General features: G+C 69.4%; 11 protein-coding genes. 9 read left to right on the plus strand and 2 right to left on the minus strand.

Annotated elements, in window-relative coordinates; all coding sequences use genetic code 11:
* Positions 1-60 precede the first annotated feature (60 nt).
* Positions 61-2,523 (plus strand): beta-N-acetylglucosaminidase domain-containing protein, encoded by a 2,463-nt coding sequence (locus tag IE260_RS27625; RefSeq protein WP_229881330.1) that lies wholly within the window; start codon positions 61-63, stop codon positions 2,521-2,523.
* A gap of 84 nt (positions 2,524-2,607) precedes the next feature.
* On the opposite strand, the gene IE260_RS27630 is transcribed toward IE260_RS27625, so the two are convergent.
* Positions 2,608-3,765 carry an ROK family transcriptional regulator gene (locus tag IE260_RS27630; protein WP_189876534.1) on the minus strand — a complete coding sequence of 386 codons (1,158 nt, stop codon included), beginning with the start codon at positions 3,763-3,765 and terminating at the stop codon, positions 2,608-2,610.
* A 287-nt stretch (positions 3,766-4,052) separates the two neighbouring features.
* Between IE260_RS27630 and IE260_RS27635 the strand changes: the two genes are divergently transcribed.
* The 8 genes from IE260_RS27635 to IE260_RS27670 all read left to right on the plus strand — a co-directional run bounded on the left by IE260_RS27635 (position 4,053) and on the right by IE260_RS27670 (position 17,076).
* Positions 4,053-5,198: an ABC transporter substrate-binding protein gene (locus IE260_RS27635; RefSeq protein ID WP_189876536.1), complete on the plus strand. Its 1,146-nt coding sequence runs from the start codon at positions 4,053-4,055 to the stop codon at positions 5,196-5,198.
* Between the two features lie 3 nt (positions 5,199-5,201).
* Positions 5,202-6,155: a carbohydrate ABC transporter permease gene (locus IE260_RS27640; protein ID WP_229881336.1), complete on the plus strand. Its 954-nt coding sequence runs from the start codon at positions 5,202-5,204 to the stop codon at positions 6,153-6,155.
* Entirely contained in the window at positions 6,145-6,987 is an 843-nt protein-coding gene (locus IE260_RS27645) for a carbohydrate ABC transporter permease (protein ID WP_189876538.1), read from the plus strand. The genes IE260_RS27640 and IE260_RS27645 overlap by 11 nt, the downstream gene beginning before the upstream one ends.
* Positions 6,988-7,057: 70 nt before the next feature.
* Complete coding sequence (locus tag IE260_RS27650) at positions 7,058-8,422, plus strand: alpha-L-fucosidase (RefSeq protein WP_229881338.1); 1,365 nt, start codon at positions 7,058-7,060, stop codon at positions 8,420-8,422.
* Positions 8,423-8,629: 207 nt separating this feature from the next.
* A complete protein-coding gene (locus IE260_RS27655; RefSeq protein ID WP_189876540.1) occupies positions 8,630-9,943 on the plus strand; it encodes an alpha-L-fucosidase in 1,314 nt (437 codons plus the stop codon).
* Between the two features lie 64 nt (positions 9,944-10,007).
* Positions 10,008-11,516 (plus strand): M81 family metallopeptidase, encoded by a 1,509-nt coding sequence (locus IE260_RS27660; RefSeq protein WP_189876542.1) that lies wholly within the window; start codon positions 10,008-10,010, stop codon positions 11,514-11,516.
* Positions 11,517-11,743: 227 nt separating this feature from the next.
* Positions 11,744-14,827 (plus strand): GH92 family glycosyl hydrolase, encoded by a 3,084-nt coding sequence (locus IE260_RS27665; protein ID WP_189876544.1) that lies wholly within the window; start codon positions 11,744-11,746, stop codon positions 14,825-14,827.
* Positions 14,828-14,892: 65 nt separating this feature from the next.
* Positions 14,893-17,076 (plus strand): family 20 glycosylhydrolase, encoded by a 2,184-nt coding sequence (locus IE260_RS27670; RefSeq protein WP_189876546.1) that lies wholly within the window; start codon positions 14,893-14,895, stop codon positions 17,074-17,076.
* 909 nt (positions 17,077-17,985) lie between these two features.
* On the opposite strand, the gene IE260_RS27675 is transcribed toward IE260_RS27670, so the two are convergent.
* On the minus strand, positions 17,986-20,439 hold the full coding sequence (locus IE260_RS27675; RefSeq protein WP_268254944.1) for a SpoIIE family protein phosphatase: 2,454 nt from the start codon (positions 20,437-20,439) through the stop codon (positions 17,986-17,988).
* Between the last annotated feature and the right edge of the window lie 230 nt (positions 20,440-20,669).

Here is a 20,669-nt window from a genome sequence, read left to right on the forward strand (position 1 = left end):
GGGCGCCGGTTCACGAGTAGCCTGTTGTGGTCTAACTGGTCTAGGCCACTTGGAGGGCTTGTGGCAAGACGCTCCATCGCCTTCGCAGCACTCGCCCTGACCGGCTCCCTCGCGCTCGGAGCCTTCCCGCCCGTCGCCCGGGCCGCCGAACCGCCGGACGCCCACGTCACCGCCGCGGCGAACGCCCGCCCCCTGCCGTCCGTCTCCCCGACGCCGCAGTCCATCTCTCGCTCGGGCGACGACGTCACCGTCACCGGCCGTGTGCTCCTCGTCGTGGACGAGCACACCGACGCGTCCGCACGTGACCGCCTCGTCCGTGAGCTGAAGAAGCACGGTGTCGCGCGCGTTGACAACGTTTCCCCCGGCGCGGTTCCGCAAGCGTCCCAAGGACTGCTCACCGTCAGGCTGGGAGTCGCCGATCGCCCCGACATCGCAGCCGCGTTGGGTGACACCGCCGTACCCGCCCGTGCCGAGGGCTACGCCTTGAAGGTCTCCACGCGGGGCGCGCAGGGGGAGGCACATCCGGACATCGCGCTCGGCGGCACGGATGCTGCCGGCCAGTTCTACGCCGTGCAGACGCTGCGGCAGTTGTTCCAACGTCACGGTGACGACTGGACGGTGGCGGGTGCCCAGGTCAGCGACTACCCCTCGATGCCCCTGCGCGGCAGCATCGAGGGCTTCTACGGCCCGCCGTGGACGGCGGCCGAGCGGCTGGACCACATGGACTTCCTCGGCGAGATGAAGTCCAACACGTACGTCTACGCGCCGAAGGACGATCCGTACCACCGCGACAAGTGGCGTGAGCCCTACCCCGCGGTAAGGCTCGCCGAGCTCCGCCAACTGATCGACCGTGCCCGGGCCGGCCATGTGCGCTTCACCTTCGCCGTCTCACCCGGCGCGTCCATCTGCTACTCCGACCCCGCCGACACCAGGGCACTCACCGACAAACTGCAGGCCATGTACGACGCGGGCGTGCGGTCCTTCTCCATACCGCTGGACGACATCAGCTACACCCGCTGGAACTGCCCTGGTGACGCGGAGAAGTTCGGCGCGCCGGGACGCGGTGCGGCGGCGCGCGCCCAGGTCGGCCTGCTGAACGCGGTGCAGCACGACTTCGTCGCCGAGCGGGAGGGGGTCAATCCGCTGCAGATGGTGCCTACGGAGTACGGCGACCTGACCGACACCGCGTACAAGCAGACGATCCGTACCACGCTCGACCCCGCGGTGCAGGTGATGTGGACCGGGACCGACGTGGTGCCGCCGCAGATCACGAACGCCCAGGCGTCCAGGGCCGCGGAACTGTTCGGCCGGAAGGTCTTCGTGTGGGACAACTACCCGGTCAACGACTTCGCCCGGACTGCGGGCCGACTGCTGCTGGCGCCGTACGACAAGCGTGAGCCGGGCCTGTCCGACCACCTCAGCGGCATTGTCTCCAATCCGATGAACCAGGAGGCCGCCAGCAAGCTCGCCGTCTTCACGATGTCGGACTTCTCGTGGAACGACCGGGGCTACGACCGCGACCGCTCCGCACGCCAGGCAGCCCTCCACCTCGCCGCGGGGGACAGCCGCACGGCCGATGCGGTCCAGGTGTTCGTCGACCTCAACCACATGGCCCCGACCTTCGGCTCCCAGCCGTGGCAGCCCCAGGCTCCGGTGTTCGGCGCCGCGGTCGAGCGCTTCTGGCAGGGCCACGGGAGCGACGCGGAGCGGGCGATCGCCGAGTTCCGCCCGTCCGTACGCGCCGTCGCACAAGCCCCGGGCATCATCCGCGAGGGCGTGCCCGACAAGCTGTTCCTCTCCGACGCGTCCCGCTGGCTGGACGCCACACAACTGTGGGGGCAGTCGATGGAGCACGGACTGAACGTCCTTGCCGCACTCGATGCCCACGACGCGGCCGAGGCGGCGCAGGAGCGCCAGTCCATGGACTCCCTTGCCGCCGCCGCGTCGCAGATCATGGTCGATCCGGCGGAGCAGGGCCGGCAAGGCCAGGTGAAGATCGGTGATCCGTTCATCGAGGACTTCGTCTCGCGCGTGGCGAACCTCCACGACGAATCGATGGGACTGCCACCCCTGCGTGAGCTCGCCCGCGGCAAGCAGGCGACCCAGATCTCCGACTACGAGTGGGGCGGGGCGTTCCCCTTCGGCGCCGACAAGTCCGTGGACGGTGACCTCTTCGACTTCTCCACCACCAGCGGCCGAGAGGCGCAGCCGTGGTGGCAGGTCGACCTCGGAGCGAGCGCGGACCTCGAGAAGATCAAGATCTACAATCGGACGGACTGCTGCGCGGAGCGGACGAAGGACTTCTACGTCCTGGTGTCCGACCAGCCCTTCTCGGGAACGCTCGCGGACCAGCTCGGCAAGCCGGGCGTCTGGAGCCACCACGAGACGGACCAGGCCGCAAGCCCCACCACGATCGCGACCACGGCCAGGGGCCGGTATGTGCGGGTGTGGCTGGCCGGCACGGACCCCGTCGAGCTCAACTTGGCCGAGGTCCAGGTCTACGGCCGTGTGCAGCAGGGGTGACGGCGGCGTCGCCCGTACGGGCTCGGTGAGGTGCGGCCGTGTCAGGCCCGTGGAGTGCGTGCGGCGTGTGCGGCGCCGTACGGGCTATGCCCTGGTGATGGCTCCGCTGCGGGCGAGGAGCAGGCAGGCCGCACCCCGCGCGTGCTCCGTGTCCCGCCACGGTGCCACGGTGATCTCCAGGTCCCGCAGCGGCTCGATCGCCCCTGCGACGGCCGCGGCGGTGAAGGCCGGGCCGAGGTGGGGCCACAGCACGAGGCTCTCGCCGATCACCTTGACCGCCTTGACCGCGAGGACGTTGACCACGCCGGCGACGCTGCGTCCCAGTAGCTCGCCGGCCTCGTCCAGGACTGCGAGCACCGCCGGCTCCCCACGTTCGGCGGCGTCGACCAGTTCGGAGAGCCCGTACCCCGGTCCGAGCTCGACGCCGGCGCGTCGGGCCCGTTCCACGAGTGCCGTCTGCCCGACGAAGGACTGCAGACAGCCGCGGTTGCCGCAGTTGCAGCGCGGCCCGGTCCGGTCGACCGGCAGATGGCCGAACTCGCCTGAGAACCCGTCCGCGCCGCGCTGGACGCGTCGCTCCAGCACGACTCCCATACCGAGACCGTCACCGATGCCGAGGACGAGGAAGTCGTCGTGATCACGTCCCATGCCGAACAGCAGCTCGGCCGTCGTGCTGGAACGAAGGTCGTTGTCGACGAGAACCGGCACGGGCAGGGCCCGGCCGAGCTCCGCGGCCAGCGGCAGATCGTGCCAGTCCATGATCGCGGAGAGCCGCACGACGCCCGAGACCGGATCGACCATGCCGGGGACAGCAACGCCGACCCCGCGGATGGGCGTGGTGTTCCGCCGCGCCTCGATCTGTTCCTGCAGCACCCGGGTGAGCAGCGCAACGGGTGACTCTGCCACCCGCAGGGGGAGACGGAACTCGTCGGTGATCTGCCCGTCGAGCCCGACCACGACGCCGGCCAGATGGTCGATGGCGACGCGCAGGCCAAGGACATGGGCGGCGGTGGGGACCAGTTGAAGCGGTACGCGAGGGCGGCCCTTGCCGGAGGAGGCGTGGGGCTTCAGTTCGCGGATGAAACCTTCGCCGATGAGCCGCCGGGTGTGATCGGTGACGGTCGCGGTACCTACACGCAGCAGTTGGGCGATCTCCGCCCGGCTGAGCGGCCCGGCTGCCCCGAGCAGCGCCAGGATCTCGGTCTGGATCAGATCCCCAGGTGCCGGGCGTTGTGCCTTCACGTCATCCCCTTTCGGTCTGTGAGCGCGTGGAGTTGTAGCTCTTGACGTCCGATCTTTGCACCTCTACCGTCCCAATTTACTCGGGCCCGAAAAAAATACTCGGTCACACCCCCCTTCCCCTACCGGGTGTCGAATGAGGAGGTCAGGCAATGCGTTTGCGTGCCATGCAGTGGGCCAGTGTCGCGGCGGTAGGAGCACTCGTCGCACTCGCCGGGTGTGGGGACACATCCGGCGAAGAGTCGGGAGGGTCGAAAAGGTCGGATGGATCGGTCACCCTGAGCTGGCAGATGTGGGCCGCCGGAGCGGATGAGGAGAAGCAGCTGAAGCACCTCGCGTCGCTCGTCACCCGGGAGTACCCCGACATCGAGCTGGACCTGAAGACCGCCCCGTTCAAGGACTACTTCACCAAGCTGCAGACACAGGCCGCGGGCGGCGACCAGCCGTGCATCGTGAGCATGCAGAGCCTTCGGCTGTCCGGTTTCGCAGACCTCATGGAGCCGTTGGACGACCTCCAGGGCGCCACCGGCACGGACGGCTTCGAACCGGCCGCGCTCGAGGCCCTGCAGTGGGAAGGCAAGCAGTACGCGCTGCCGATGGACCTCGCCAGCATGCTCATGTACTACAACAAGGACGCGTTCGCGAAGGCGGGCCTCGCCGAGCCGAAGCCCGGCTGGACCGTCGCGGATTTCGAGAAGGCGGCGAAGTCCCTGACCACAAGCGGGAAGACGGGCTTCGGGCTCTCCTTCTCCGACCTCCCCATGCTGACCATGGCGCTGACCTACAACGGCGCCCGCCCCGTCACCGCCGACGGCAAGGCGCAACTCGACGACCCCGCCATGATCGAGGCCTTGACCTGGTACTCGGGCCTGGCCACCAAGGAGGGGGCGGCGAGCATCCCGGCCAGCTCCAGCGACGGCGGATGGGCCGAGACCCAGTTCGTCAACGGCAACGCGATGATGGCCGTCGACGGCACCTGGAACCTCGGTTCCACCTCCGCGCAGGCGAAGTTCAAGGTCGGCGTGGCGCCGATCCCCGCCGGACCCGACGGTTCGAAGACCTACGTCGCCAACTCCGGCTTCGGCATCTCCAAGAGCTGCGCCTACAAGGAGGAAGCGGTCAAGGCGCTGTCCGTGCTCACCGGACCCGAGGCGCAGAACTACCTCGCCGGGCAGGGCCGCGTCTCTCCCGCCCGCACCGCGGCGCAGCCGGCGTACGAGAAGTTCCTCACCCAGCAGACCGGCGGGAAGACCGAGACGGTCGAGGCCGGGATGGATGCCGTCCGCGACGGCCTCGCCGGCGGAGAGCCGTTCGTGGGAACCCGGAACTGGGACGAGGTCAACACCCTGTTCAGTCAGTATCTGCTCGAGGCCTACACGGGGTCGACGACTGCCGAAGCGGCGCTGACGGCCATACAGAAGAAGGCGGAACGCTGAACCGTGGCCACACGACCGATCGAGCAGAGAACCCGGCCCGCGCCCGGCTTCGCCGCCCGGCCGCGCCCGCGCCGCCGCGGCGGACCCGGTCGCCGGGAACGCTGGTACGCCTACGGCTTCCTGTCCCCGGGGGTCCTCGGGTTGACCGTCTTCACCCTGTTCCCGGTGGCGATGGCCGTCGTGATGAGCCTGTACGACTGGCCCATCTTCGGCCAGCGGTCCTTCCTCGGACTCGACAACTTCCGCTACCTGCTGCTGGAAGACCCCGGCTTCCTCGTCTCCGTCCGCAACACCTTCCTCTTCACCGCGCTGTTCCTGCCGCTCAACGTCCTGCTCTCCCTGGGCCTGGCGTTCTGGATCTCGGGCAGCCGCTGGCAGCAGGTCTTCCGGGTGCTCTTCTTCATTCCCGCGATCACACCGATGGTGGTCAACGCGGTGATCTGGAAGATGCTCTACCAGCCCCAGGGCGTCATCGCCCACTACCTCGACAGCTGGTTCGGCATCGCCGCCCCGAATTTCCTCGCCGACTCCGGCACGGCGATGATCTCCGTGGTGGTCATGAGCGTCTGGCAGGGCATCGGCTACAACCTCATCGTGTTCTCGGCCGCCATCGACGAACTGCCGCGCTCGGTGCTCGAAGCCGCGGAGATCGACGGGGCCCGGGGCCTGAGGAAGTTCCTGCGCGTCCAGCTGCCGCTGATGTCACCCGCGGTCTTCTTCGTCACCACCATGACCATGATCACGTCGTTGCAGGTATTCACCCAGACCTACATCCTCACCAAGGGAGGACCGGGAGACTCGACGGTGACGATGGTGCAGAACGTCTACGAGAACGGCTTCGTCTCGCGCGACCTCGGTGTGGCCGCCGCAGGCGCGTGGCTCCTCTTCGCCGTCATCCTGCTGATCACCGCCGTGCAGTTCCTCGGCCAGAAGCGGTGGGTGCACTATGAGCACTGACAAGGTCCGATGGACCCCAGGCCGTCTGGTCTCCCATGTGCTTCTCACAGCGGTGACGCTGCTTTTCCTGGCACCGGTCGTCTACGCTGTGGCCACCGCGCTCAAGCCGCCGGGGGAGACCTTCGCCGACCCGACCTCGCTCATCGGCTCCCACCTGCGCTGGCGGAACTTCGCCGACGTCTTCGACTACCTGCCGTTCCAGCGGTTCATCCTCAACGGACTGCTGGTGGCCGCCATCGGCACGCTCGTCGTCCTCACCGCCTCCTCACTGGGCGCCTACGCCTTCGCCCGGCTGAGGTGGCGTGGCAGGGACGGCCTCTTCATGGTGTTCCTCGCGACCCTCATGGTGCCGCAGGAGGTGCTGGTGGTCCCGATGTTCATCCTCATGCAGGAGTTCGGCTGGGTGAACAGCTACCAGGCGCTCATCTTTCCCTGGGCCTTCACCGCGTTCGGCACGTTCCTGCTGCGGCAGTTCTTCCGCGGAATCCCGTACGAGCTGCAGGAGGCCGCCACCCTCGACGGCTGCTCGCCCCTGCGCACCTTCCTCTCCGTCATGCTGCCGATCGCCCGCCCCGCGCTCGGCGTGCTCGCGGTCTTCACCTTCATCGGCTACTGGAACAGCTTCCTGTGGCCCCTCATCGTCGTCAACGACGTCAGCGCGCTCGGCACGGTGCCGCTCGGCCTGGAGCTGTTCTTCGGACAGAACGGCAGCCAGTGGCACCTGGTGATGGCCGCCTCCGTCATCTCCCTCGTCCCGACCCTTCTGCTGCTCATCGCACTGCAAAAGCACCTGGTGAAAGGCATCGCCGCCACCGGTCTGGCCGGGCGCTGACCCCTCACGCCGCGGGCCCGGCCACGTCGGCCGGTCGCGGTTCGCCGTGGCCACCAAGGAGGATCCCCTGTTGCGCTTCGACCAACGCACCGGTCCCGACCTCGGTGCACAGACACCCGTTTACCCGTCCGCCTCCGTGCCACGCTGGTACAGGGACGCCAAGTTCGGCATATTCCTTCACTGGGGCATCTACTCGGTGCCCGCCTGGGGCACGCCTCGCAACCCCGATGTCCAGACCCCCGTCGAGCTGGAGTTCGTCCACCATCCGTACGCCGAGTGGTACGCCAACACCGTGCGCATCGCCGGATCGCCCACCCGCCGGTTCCACGAGGAGACGTACGGCGTGGGCACGTCGTACGAGGACCTGGCCGACCTCTGGACGGCCGAACGCTTCGACGCCGATGCGTGGATGTCCCTGTTCGCCGAATGCGGCGCACGCTACGTCGTGCCCACGGCCAAGCATCACGACGGCTTCTGCCTCTGGGACTCGGGTACCACCCCGTTCACCGCGGCACGCCGCGGGCCCCGCCGCGACCTGCTGGCCGAATTGAGCGGCGCCGCACGCCGCCACGGTCTGCGGCTGGGACTGTACTTCTCCGGCGCTCTCGACTGGCACGTCAGCGCGTTCCCGCCGATCCGCTCGCTGACGGACCTGTTCGAACTGCGCCGAAACGACAGGGCCTTCGCCGACTACGCACACGCACAGCTCGTCGAGCTGGTCGAGCGGTTCAGGCCCGACTACCTCTGGAACGACATCGACTGGCCGGACGACGGAAAGGGGCGCGGCGACCGAGACCTGGCCGCGCTGTTCGCCCGCTATCTCGAACAGGTGTCCCACGGCCTGCTCAACGACCGTTGGGGCGTGCCGTACCACGGCGTGCGCACACGCGAGTACCTGACCGAAGACGAGCCGTCCGAGCGGGTGTGGGAGGCATGCCGGGGACTCGGGCAGTCCTTCGGCCACAACGCGGTCGAGGAGGACCGGCATCTCATCGGCGCCACCGAGCTGATCCAGCTGCTCGTCGACACCGTGGCCAAGAACGGCAATCTGCTGCTCAACGTGGGCCCGCGGGCCGACGGCTCGCTGCCCGAGAGCCAGGTGTCGCGGCTGCGCCGGCTGGGGGAGTGGCTGCGGGTCAACGGCGCAGCGGTCTACGGTACCCGGCCATGGCGCCGCCACACCGACGTGGCCCGTCATCCCGTCCGCTACACGACGCGCGAGGAAACCCTGTTCGTGACGGACCTGGCGCCGGGCGAGGGGCGGCTGAGGCCGGCGAGTGACGTCGCCGAGCTCGCCGCCGGCCGCCCCGCGAGCTGGCTCACCGCAGGCGGCCACCGGAGAGCGGTGACGGACCCGGACGGCACGGTGGTCGTGCCGGAGGAGCTGCGGGGGGCGCCTGCGGCCGTGCTCGCGATCGAAGGTGGTGCCGCATGACGCAGCGGCACCGGGCAGCCCAGGCCGTCGTCGTGCGGTGCTCGGGCAGACACGCGGCGACGCGCTGCACCCCGGGCGCGCACAGATGGGACACGCACGACGCCCCCGACCCCGAGCACCCGGGCGGTTGCGCCTCCCCGACGAGCCCTGAGGCACTCCTCCACCGGAGGAGTGACGGTTCGCTGACACACTGACGGAGCTGTCACGATGACTTTGCAACGCTGGTTCACCGAGGCCAAACTCGGAATCTTCATCCACTGGGGCATCTACAGCGTCGACGGCGTCGCCGAGTCCTGGTCGTTCTTCGACGGCAGGATTCCGTACGACCGTTACATGGCGCAGCTCGACCGATTCACCGCCGCCCGCTTCGATGCGGACACATGGGCGGACCTCTTCGTCCGCGCGGGCGCCCGCTATGCCGTGCTCACCGCCAAGCACCACGACGGAGTCGCACTGTGGGACACCAGTGCGAACGATCTGTCGGTGGTCAAGCGGACCCCCGCCGGACGCGACTTGGTCGCCGAGTACGTCGCGGCGCTGCGCCGAAGGGAGGTGAAGGCCGGCCTCTACTACTCCCACCTGGACTGGTCCCATCCGGACTACGCCACACTGCGCAGGCCCGACGAGGACCCGGCGGAACGCGGCAATCCCTACTCGATGCCTGCTCCCGGCGAAGAGGATCCGGCCCGGTGGAGGAACTTCCTGGACTTCCACCGGGCCCAGGTCCGCGAAATCCTGGAACGCTTCCAGCCCGACCTTCTGTGGTTCGACGGAGAGTGGGAGAGAACCCCCGAACAGTGGGGGATGGACGCTCTGGCCGCGGAGATCCGTATGCGCTCCCCGCACACCGTCGTCAACGGCAGACTGACCGGCCACGGCGACTACGCGACGCCCGAACAGGGCGTGCCCGTCGAGCCACCCGCCGGCCCATGGGAGCTGTGCCTGACCATCAACGACTCCTGGGGCCATCAGCCCCGGGACACCCGCCACAAGTCGCCGAGGCAGCTGGTCCGCATCTTCGCGGAGACCATCGGTGGTGGTGGCAACCTGCTCCTCGACGTGGGTCCACAGGCCGACGGCACCATCCTCCCGGAGCAGGTCGCCCGTCTGGAGGCCCTGGGGGAGTGGATCGGCCGGCACTCCGCCGCCGTCTACGGGACGGATCGAGGTATGCCGCACGGCCACTTCTACGGCCCCTCGACACTCTCCGCCGACCGCAGGACGCTGTATCTCTTCCTCTTCGACCGTCCCAACGAATTCGTGGTCCTGCGCGGTGTACGCAACGCGGTGACCTCGGCGCGGGTGCTCGGCGCGGACACAGATGTGCGCCACGAGCGCGTCGGCGGACTCGGCGAGGTACCCGGGTGGGAGTACATCCACCTCTCCGACGACGACCTCGACCCGCTGTGCACCGTGCTGGCCCTCGAACTCGACGGCGAACTCGACCTCTACCGGACGCACACGCGCGATCAGGCGGCGTCCGACGGGTCGCCTGCGGTCACCGGCCATGACCACCCCTGACGTCGGGCATGGGCGGCCACCCCGTAGGCCCCGGCAACCACCCCTGTCAGCTCGCGGAGGAGCCATGCCAGCACCCCGTCCCGTGATCGCCGTCGCCGGTCTCGGTATCGAGTCGTCCACGTTCTCGCCGGCCCGCACCGAGGCCCTCGCCTTCCACCCGCTGCGCGGCGCCGACGTCCTCACCCGCTATCCGTTCCTGGCGCACGGGCAGCCCCTGCGCTCCGCTGCCGACTGGCGTGGTTCCCTGGTCGGCAAGGCCCTGCCCGGCGGTACGGTGACGGCGTCCGCGTACACCGACCTGTCCGGCGAACTCATCGACCGCCTCAAGGAGCTGGGGCCGGTCGACGGCCTCTGGTTCGACATCCACGGCGCGATGACCGTCGAGGGGCTGGACGACGCCGAAGCGGAACTGCTGGCCCGCATCCGTGAGGTCGTGGGCCCGGACGTGATCGTGTCCACCTCCATGGACCTGCACGGCAACGTCTCCCGCGCGCTGGTCCACCTGACCGACCTGATCACCTGTTACCGCATGGCTCCGCACGAGGACGCCACGGAGACCAAGGAACGCGCCGTCCGCAACCTCGTCGACCATCTGGCGGGCGGCGGACCTCGTCCGGTGAAGGCATGGATTCCGGTGCCGGTGTTGCTGGCCGGCGAACAGACCTCAACCCGCGTCGAGCCCGCCAAGAGCGTTTACGCGGCCGTCGAGGAGGTGGAGGCGGCCGAGGGGGTGACGGACGCCGCGGTCTGGGTCGGCTACGCGTGGGCGGACGAGCCGCGCAACCGGGCAGCCGTGGTCGTCACCGGCTCCGACGAAGCCGCCGTCACCGCCGGGGCCGAGCGTTTGGCCCGTGGCCTCTGGGACGCGCGACACGACTTCGCCTTCGTCGCCCCGACCGGCACCCTCGACGAGTGCCTCGACGAGGCACTCGCCTCCACGGCGCGGCCGTACTTCGTCAGCGACACCGGCGACAACCCGACGGCGGGCGGCGCCGGCGACGTCACCTGGAGCCTCGCACAGGTACTGGCCCGCCCGGAGTTCCAGGAACCGTCCGGCCCGACCGTGCTGTACGCCTCGCTGCCGGGGCCGGCCGCGGTCGATGCGGCCGCACGGGCGGGGGTCGGAGCGACGGTCACCGTCACCGCGGGTGCTGAGGTCGACGACCGGCACGCCGGGCCGCTCACCATGACCGGCGTGGTACACGCGGTGCGGCACGGCGACCGGGATGCGCAGACGGAGGTGGTGCTGCGGATCGGCAGCGTACACGTCATTCTGACCCGACTGCGCAAGCCGTACCACCACGAACACGACTTCACCGACCTCTCGTTGAACCCGCGCACGGCCGATGTCGTCATCGTGAAGATCGGCTATTTGGAACCGGAGCTCTTCGCCATGGCCGCCGACTGGAAGATGGCGCTCACCCCGGGCGGCGTCGACCAGGACCTCACGCGACTCGGTCACCACCGCATCCGCCGGCCGATGTTCCCCTTCGACCCGCGGATGCCGGACCCGGACCTCACGGCCCGGATCATCGCCTCCTCGGACCGTCCGCTCAGCGGGCCCGAGGAGTAGGGCCCCGGTCGGCGGGCATCGTCTCCTCGGCCGGTGACCCACCCGCATCTCGTCAACGATCCGCTCAGCGCGGGGCCTTGACGGGACACTCGGACGTGACAACGATGTCATACCAGCTGTCATCCGACCTCTCAGGAGGCTCCATGCGATTGCCGAGACCAGTCCGTCTGGTCCGTATCCTGTCTGTGCTGGCCTCTGCGGCTGTCTTGATCAGCAGTGCGCCGGCGATGGCCGCAGTCGCGTCACCAAAGGTAGGACCACCGTTCCCCGAGGATCCGACGACGTATGTGAACACCTCGATCGGGAACAACGGGTCGGGTACGACGTTTCCGGGGGCGGCGCTTCCCTTTGGGATGGTGCAGAACAGCCCGGACACCCGGCTCAACTCCTACGCCTCGTACGACTACGCGGACTCGAAGATCCTCGGATTCAGCCAGACGCACCTGTCCGGCGTCGGCTGCCAGACCGCAGGCCACTTCCGGCTGATGCCGGTGCCCGGCGGCTTCCCCGGGACACAGCCGAACCAGCAGGCGGCCGGTTTCCGCCACGCCAACGAGCACGCCGAGCCCGGGTATTACAAGGTCGGCCTGGACAACGGGGTGACCGCCGAGCTGACGGCGACCGAGCGGACCGGCTGGCACCGCTACACCTTCCCGGCGAACACCCCTCAGCGCACGGTGGTGCTGAACGTCGGCTCGAGCAACGGCTACACCTACGCCGGCCACGTGGACGTCGTCGGGGACAACACGGTCGAGGGCTGGATCACCGGCGGCAACTTCTGCTGGGAGACGGGGAAGGAGCGGTACAAGATCTTCTTCAGCGCCAGGTTCGACCGGCCCTTCGACACATTCGGCACCTGGGCGGACGGCGGCGAAGTCACCTCGGGCCGCCGATCGGCGGACATCAGCGGTACGCCGTCGGACGGCTCCCGGGCCGACGGCGGCGCGATGGTCGGGTTCGGCGGCGGTGGCCAGGTCGGCGCGAGCGTCGGCGTCTCCTACACCTCGGTGAACGGCGCCCGGCTCAACCGCAGCACCGAGAGCGCGGACCAGACCTTCGACTCCGTCAGGGCCGCCGCGCACCGGACCTGGGCGCGCCAGCTCGGGCGGCTGCAGGTGTCCGGCGGCAGCGACGCCGACCTGCGCACCTTCTACTCCGCCCTCTACCGCGCGACGCTCCACCCGTCGGTCGGATCCGACGTCGACGGCCGGTACATGGGCTTCGACAAGCAGGTTCACCGCAGCGACCGGCCGTACTACCAGATGTTCTCGCTCTGGGACACCTACCGCGCGCAGAACCAGCTCGTCGCGCTGCTCGAACCCCGGCGCGCCACCGACATGGCGAAGTCGCTCCTGCACGTCTACCAGGACGGGGGCTGGCTTCCGCGCTGGGCGCTCGGTCCGAGCGAGACCAACGTCATGAGCGGTGAGGGCCCGACGCCGTTCATCACCTCCTTGTACGCCCGCGGGCTGCTCGACAAGCCCACCGCACGGTTCCTGTTCGACGCGCTGTGGAAGAACGTCACCGAGGTGCCGGCAGATCAGTCGGTCTTCCGGGGTCGCGACGGCAACTCGACCTATGCGCAGAACGGCTGGATCGGCTACCAGGACAAGGGCGGCTACACCTGGGGCGACTCCCGGCAGGCAGGCTCCGCGACGCTGGAGTACGCGCTGGCCGACTGCGGCCTGGCCGACATGGCACAGGGCCTCGGTGAGCGGGCCAAGGCCAAAACGCTGCGGGCACGGTGCGCGAACTTTGCCAACGAGTGGGACTTCGGGATGAGTTCCAAGGGATTCGACGGGTTTCCACGGGCCCGCACCCCGCAGGGCACCTGGGTCGGCAGTGCCGACCCGACACAGAGCACCGGATTCCACGAAGGCACCCCATGGCAGTACCAGTGGCTCGCGCAGCAGGACGCCCCGGGGCTGTTCGCGCTGATGGGCGGCAGGGCCAAGGCCGAACAGCGACTCGACACCTTCTTCGACATGCCGGAACTGCTCCGCGACCACACCCAGGTGGCCAAGAAGTCGTGGGTGGTCGGGGCCTACGACTACCACAACAATTTCGCCTTCAACCCGAACAACGAGCCCGATCTGCACGCGCCCTGGATGTACGCGTGGACCGACCAGCCGTGGAAGACCTCCGCGGTGCTGCGAGCGGCACAGCCGCTGTACACCGACGACGCCCACGGCATGCCCGGCAACGACGACCTCGGCACCGTATCGTCCTGGCTGATCTGGTCCATGATCGGCGTCTACGAGGTGATGCCTGGCTCCGGCGAGTACGTGCTCACGGCTCCGATGTTCGACCGGGTCCGCATCCAACCGGACGGCGGCCGCCCCGTGGACATCACCGCACCGGGTGCGGACCGGTCGAAGCTGCAATACGTGTCGTCGGTGCGCGTCGGCGACCAAGCCTGGCCCAAGTCGTGGATCTCGCACAGTGATCTGCTGAGCGCGGGCAGGATCAGGTTCGCCCTCACCTCCGACCCGGCGAGCACCGACTGGGGCCGGGAAAGAGGCAGTCAGCCGCCGCGCCACGGCACGACGCAGGCCGGCGTCCGCCCGTTCTCCTCGGTGCCCGACGCCAGTCCGGCGCTGCTCCAACCGGGCAAGAGCCTTCAGGCGAGCGTGGGAGCGGTCAATCTCTCGGCTTCGCCGGCCAAAGCAGCGTTCAACGTCGTCCCCTCCGACGGCATCACCGTGACACCGGCTTCGGGCAATCTGACGGTCGACGCCGGCAGCCGGGCCGTCACCCCGGTGACCGTGGCCGCGGACGGCTCGGCCAACCCCGGCCCCCGCACCGTCGAAGTCAAGATGACGGATGCGTCCACCGGCGAGCCCCTCGGCAGCACGTTCATCGCGCTGAAAATCACTTCCCTCTCCTACGGCAGGCCGGCCACGCAGAAGAGCACCGACTGGGGCGGCGCGGCCTCGCGGGCGGTCGACGGGAACACCGACGGCAACTTCACCGTCGGCTCGGTCACCCACACCGCCGAGGACGGCTCGCCGGAAGCCTGGTGGCAGGTCGACCTCGGGGCGTCGAAGGCCATTTCCGACGTCGCGGTGTGGAACCGCACCGACTGCTGCTCGGAGCGCCTGACCGATTACTACGTGCTCGTCTCCGACGCCCCGTTCACCAGTGACTCGCTCGCCGCGACGCTCGCACAGCCCGGTGTGACCGCCATCCACCGTACGGACACCGCCGCCACCCCGACGATCGTCCCGATCGAGGCCACCGGACGTTATGTGCGTATCCAGCTCGCCACCACCGCGCCCCTGTCGCTCGCCGAGGTCGAGGTGAACCCGTGATGACCACACCGGCACGCACTGCCCGGATTACAGCGAAGCCTGAAGTCGAAGAGAAGGGGAACCTCGTGACCGTGCCACGGCGCCTACTGGTGACCGTTGCGGCGCTGGCCCTGTGCGCCACCACACTGACGACGCTGGGTGGCTCCCCGGCGAGCGCCGACGGCGACCACCCGCTGATGACCGACCCGGGATTCGAATCCGGCACGTTCGACGGCGGTCAGTACTACCACGCCTCCCTTGTCGCCCCGGGCGCCTCCGGATCGGGCCACGCGGCGCGGGTCGGGCTCGACTACGACGGGGACAGCCGGTACCCGCGCGGCGGCAACCTTCCGGTGCGCGGCACCGGCGTCTCGCGCGGGATGGTCAACAAGCCGGTCCGGCAGGTGGAACCCAACACCGTCTACGAGTTCACCGCCAAGGTCCGCACCGAGGGGAACGCGTCGGTGCGGGTCGGTGTCTTCGACGCCGAGAACGTCGCGTTCTACCGCGGCGCCGCCAACCACGTCGACGTCAGCAGTCCGACCTGGACCACGGTGACACGCACGATAACCACCGGGCCGCGCACCCGGGAGCTGAATGCGTTCTGCTTCCTGAACGAGTTGGGCAGCAGCTCCGGCCCCGGTTACTGCGACGACTTCGCGGTGCACAAGGTCGGCCCGGCGGCCGACCCGGCACCCGCTCCCCCCGACGACACTCGCGCGTGGGGAGCGAACGGGTTCCCGGTCACCATCCCCGCGGTGCAGTCCTTCATGCGTCACGACGGAGAGTCCTGGCAGCCGCAGGGCGACCTCAGCATCTCCGTGCGCCACGGGCAAGCCGCCACGCTGCGTGATGACGCCGAACGGATCGCCGAGGAGTTCGTCGACGCCAAGCTGGTGCGGACGGCCACGGTCCGCACGGTGGACGACCACGCCCGCGTAGCGCGGGGAATCCTGCTGACCACGGGCGCGGTGGACCTGTCCGCCGCCCCGGCCAAGGCCCAGGCCCTGGCGTCCCAGGCCTACCGGCTGGACATCGACGAGAACGCCGTCCGGGTCACCGGTGGTTCTGACACCGGCGCGTTCTACGGCGCTCAGACCATCCTGCAGGCACTGCGGTCGGCGGGTCGGCTGCCCGCCGGCGTGGTGACGGACTGGACGGACCAGACCTTCCGCGGGCTGCAGGTCGACTCCGGGCGGCGCTACTACTCGCTCGGCTGGCTGAAGAACCAGATCAAGGATCTGGCCTACACCAAGATGAACTACCTGCAACTGCGGGTGAAGGACGATCAGGGCCTGCGGGTGGAGAGCGCGGTGGCGCCGAAGCTGGTCGACCGGCTGCCGGCCGGCGGGTCGTGGAGCAAGGCACAGATCGCCGACCTCGTGGCGTTCGCCCGCCGGTACCACGTCACCATCGTCCCCGAGATCGACGTACCCGGGCACAGCAGTCTCGACACGCAGGTGTATCCGGAGTACGCACTGCCGGAGAAGACGGGCTACGACTACTCCCGTGCCGATGTGCGTGAGCATCTGGCGCGGTGGGTCCGGGAGATCGGCGCGACGTTCGGCACCCCGTACGTCCACCTCGGCGGCGACGAGTTCTTCGACGCGGACAATCCACGGCTGCTGTCCTGGGTCCGCGGCTTCGCCGGGCCGAAGGCCACCGGCGAGGACGGCTACAAGGCGCTGTTCAACTACCTCGCGGGCGAACTCGCCGAGGACGGTCGCGGAACGTGGATGTGGAACGACATGATCAGCGACCCGGCCGGTGGCGCCGTCCGGCTGAGCCGCGACATCACGATCGACTACTGGGCGCAGATCTACGACGCGCCTCCGGCCGGCGCCTACCTGGACGCGGGCTTCACCCTGATCGGTTCGTCGTCCGACCTCTACCACGATCTGTGGCCGCCGCTCACGGCTGACGCCAAGAACAACACCATCAACCAGCCCTGGCCCGCCGGCCAATGGACCACCTACAGCAGTCCGTATGTGTACTCCGGTGGCTGGGGCGCCCCCTACAGCGTGCCTGCCGGGAGCAACAGCGTCGGGCAGTTCTTCCCGATCTGGGACGACCCGCACGGCTGGGCCCCCGAGTACGTCCTCACCCAGACGCTGCTGCCCAGACTCCGGGTGCACGCCCAGTCGGTGTGGAACTCGCCCGATCCGGTCACAGACTTCGCAGCCTTCGACCCCTATCTGCGCAAGCTTGGCCACGCGCCCGGCTTCCAACAGCCCGTCAGCACACTGGAGCTGAACCCTCCACAGCAGTGACCCCTTCCGGGGCTCCTCACGGTCGTGGGAACCCCGGTCAAGGGCCGGCGGCTCGATCAGGCCTTGCGGCGGGTGAGCACGCTGCCAAGGCCTGAGACACCGCGAGAGGTGAGGGGAGGAGTCGATCACCGCCCGCTCCCCGCCCCACGCGAACGCCGGCCCAGTCCGGTCTTCGCCGCGGGCAGCGGGATGCGGGCGGCGTCCCGGTCGGTTGCAGAGACAGGTGAAAGTGTGAGGCTGTGTCACCGTGCACCGCTTCCAGGCCCGCCGAGGAAGGTCGGCCGCTCCCCTCCGCAGTAACCGCTATGGCCATGCGGGTCAGCTGCCCAGCTGGGAACCCTGTCGGGGGAAACACCTGTGCGGTCTCCTTCGTTCCCCACCCTGGGCCGAGAACACCCAGCCCGTCCGTGGGTGCCCGCTGGTTGCCGGGGACAGCGAACCGGCGAGGTGGCGGCGGTGCGCTGGGAGAGGGGCCCATATCAGGGGAGATGCCCTGTTCACGGCCTCCTGCAACACCCTTTGGCTACAGGACCGTGCGTTCCGGGCAGCACGTCGCGAGCCACCCCACCAGCGCACAGAGCCGAACTGCCCAGAGCAGCGGAGCACGCATGAACAACCCCTCCCATCGTTCGGCGACCCGTTCACCGCACCGTCCGGCGCGGGACGCCGCACACAGTTGCCAGGGCCGCGACGCGCCTCAGACGGAGGCCGGGATCCAGGCCGCCGTCCGCCCTCGGAGATACGGGTGCCCTCCTGTGGGGAGCACTCGGGTGGCGTGCCCGGACGACACCGGTGAGCGGCGATCGGCCGCGACCGCGGCGTAGGGGCGGGCCGGCAGGCACCAACCGAGTTCTGCGCACCGCCCAGCTCGCCAGCAGGGAGGTGGAGTTCGGCAGCCGCATCGGATACTCAAAGGCTCCCGGCTCGGCGTGCCGGTCCCCCCTCCGCTGGAAGCGGCATCTCCGCCCAGATGATCTTCCCAGTGCCGGTGTAGCGGGTCCCCCAGCGTTCGGTGAGCTGGGCGACCAGCATCAGGCCGCGTCCGCCCTCGTCGAAGGTACGCGCCCGGCGCAGATGCGGGGCGGTGCTGCTGGCGTCGGACACCTCGCAGATCAACGCGCTGTCCATGATCAGCCGCAGTTGGATGGGCGGGGCAGCGTAACGGATGGCGTTGGTCACCAGTTCGCTGATGACGAGTTCGGCGGTGAAGGTCAGCTCGTCCAGTTGCCAGGCATGGAGCTGGGCGGCCGTCAGCGATCGGGCCTCGGCGACGACGGCCGGATCGGCGGGCAGGTCCCATTGGCGGACGGCCCGGCTGTCCAGGGCTCGGGTGCGGGCGACGAGCAGCGCGACATCGTCAGCGGGCCGCCGCTCGTCGAGCAACGCCTTGAGGACGTTGTCACAGGTGGTCTCGAGCGAAGGAACGGCGGCGTCGAGGGCTGTACTCAGAGCCTGCAGGCCGGCGCCGATGTCACGGCTGTGGCCCTCGATCAGGCCGTCGGTGTAGAGCGCGAGGAGGCTGCCCGCAGACAGTTCGATCTCGACGGACTCGAAGGGATGCCCGCCCAGTCCCAGGGGAGGGCCTGTGGGCAGTTCGACGAATTCCGTTGCCCCGCCCGGGGTCACCAGGGCGGGCCAGGGGTGCCCGGCGCTGGCGAGCGAGCACATGCGGGAGACGGGGTCGTAGACCGTGTACAGGCAGGTGGCTCCGAGGTCGGCGGTCGGCGGGTCGGCCCCGGTCTCCAGTCCCGCACTCAGGCGGATGACCAGGTCGTCCAGGTGCGCCAGGAGCTCGTCAGGAGCCAGATCGACATCGGCGAGCGTGCGTACGGCCGTACGCAGCCGCCCCATGGCGGCGGACGCGTGCAGCCCATGGCCGACCACGTCCCCGACGACAAGGGCGACACGAGCGCCGGACAGCGGGATCACATCGAACCAGTCGCCACCGACCCCTGCCTGCGACCCCGCGGGGAGATAGCGCCCGGCGACGTCCACGGCGGCCTGCTCGGGGATCCCCTGCGGCAGCAGGCTGTGCTGGAGGGCCAGCGTGGTGGTGCGCTCGCGTGTATAGCGGCGGGCGTTGTCGATACAGACCGCTGCGCGTGCCGCCAGTTCCTCCGCGACCCGCAGGTCGTCCTCCGTATACGGCGGCATGGATTGGTCCATTCGGGCGAACAGGGCGGCGCCGAGGTTCACCCCGCGAGCCCGCAGTGGCACCGCGAGCAGCGAGTGAGGGCGCCGCCGCCGCACCCAGGCGGCCTTGCCGGGATCCTGGTCCAGCCATCGGACGACCTCGGGATCGGCGATCCCGTACACGCTGCCACGGCCGGTGGCCAGGCACCGCGCGAGCGGCGAGAACTTCGGGTAGTGGGCCAGACCGCCCACCGCCACGGCGCCCAGATCGACGGAGCGGACAGCCGTACGCCGCAGCTCCATGGGGCCGCCGATGGGAATCGGCGTGGGCTCGTCGCCGAGCAGTACGGCGTCGAGGAGTTCGACCGAGACGAAGTCCGCACAACCGGGCACCGCCACGTCGGCCATCTCCTGGGCGGTACGGGCGACGTCCAGGCTGCTGCCGATCCGTCTGCTCGCCTCGTTGAGCAAAGCCAGCCGCTCGCGGGCCACGGACTGCTCCGACAAGTCGAGCACAGCGATCTGAACACCGTGCACGGTCCCGGTCCGGTCCTTGAGAGGGATCACGTGCACGATCCAGGCATGCGCGTACTGCTCCCCCGGAACGCGCACATGGTGCTCGAACTGCTCCGGGACGCCCGTGGCCAACACTCGGTCGACGGTCTGCCCCGACACCTCGAACTGCGGGAGCGGCGGGTTCTCGGCGATCCGGTGTCCCCGGAGGTCCGACTCCGATGCTCCCCACTGCTGCCCCATCGCAGGGTTGAGCAGCAGGATCCGGCCCTTGGTGTCGTGGATGGCCAGGGCGAACGGAAGCTGATAGAACGCCCAACGCAGCAGCAGGTCCTCGTTGCGGCCCTCCTCCTCCCCTTGCCGCGGTGAAGTGGGTTCCGGAGAGGGGGCCGACTCGGCGGGTGAGGCTGGCTCGGGCAGCGAGGCGGGTGCCTGCTGCCGGGCAGCCTCCAGGAAGCAGCCGGCGCACCCGTCCGCGGTGGTCAATGGACGCATCCGCAGCAGACATTCCACCAGCGCGCCATCGCGGTCGTGGAGTACCACCGGCCCGGTCCAGCCCTGCTGCCCGGCCAGCCTCTCCCGGGCGGCGGTGGACAGGGGAGCCGCGAGTAGCTCCGCTGCCGGCCGGCCCACGGCCTCGGCGGCGGAGAACCCCAGCAATCGCTGGGCACCGGGACTCCAGGCGGACAGTGCCCCGTCCGGAGCCATCACGGCCACGGCGTCATTGTTGATGAAGGGATCCCCAGGTTCAGTACCGTCGCTGGTCGCCGGTCCAGTCATGATCGATCATCTGCCCCTTCGGGACCTTTCCCCTTGGCATCCTCACCGCCTCCAGGATCCCCCAGGTCATCCACGTCGAGCACGCTCGACGCGGTAGGGACTCCGGACGGAGCGTCGAGTCAGCCGGTTGCGGAGGGCCGGAGGGCGCACCCTGGATGTCTCGATCG

The organism is Streptomyces viridiviolaceus (assembly GCF_014650995.1).
In the GTDB taxonomy this organism is placed as follows: Bacteria; Actinomycetota; Actinomycetes; order Streptomycetales; family Streptomycetaceae; genus Streptomyces; species Streptomyces viridiviolaceus.

Coding starts and splice junctions, on each gene's coding strand:
- IE260_RS27645 (WP_189876538.1), top strand. CDS start 6,145: ATGAGCACTGACAAGGTCCGATGGACCCCAGGCCGTCTGGTCTCCCAT.
- IE260_RS27655 (WP_189876540.1), top strand. CDS start 8,630: ATGACTTTGCAACGCTGGTTCACCGAGGCCAAACTCGGAATCTTCATC.
- IE260_RS27635 (WP_189876536.1), top strand. CDS start 4,053: ATGTGGGCCGCCGGAGCGGATGAGGAGAAGCAGCTGAAGCACCTCGCG.
- IE260_RS27665 (WP_189876544.1), top strand. CDS start 11,744: ATGGCCGCAGTCGCGTCACCAAAGGTAGGACCACCGTTCCCCGAGGAT.
- IE260_RS27660 (WP_189876542.1), top strand. CDS start 10,008: ATGCCAGCACCCCGTCCCGTGATCGCCGTCGCCGGTCTCGGTATCGAG.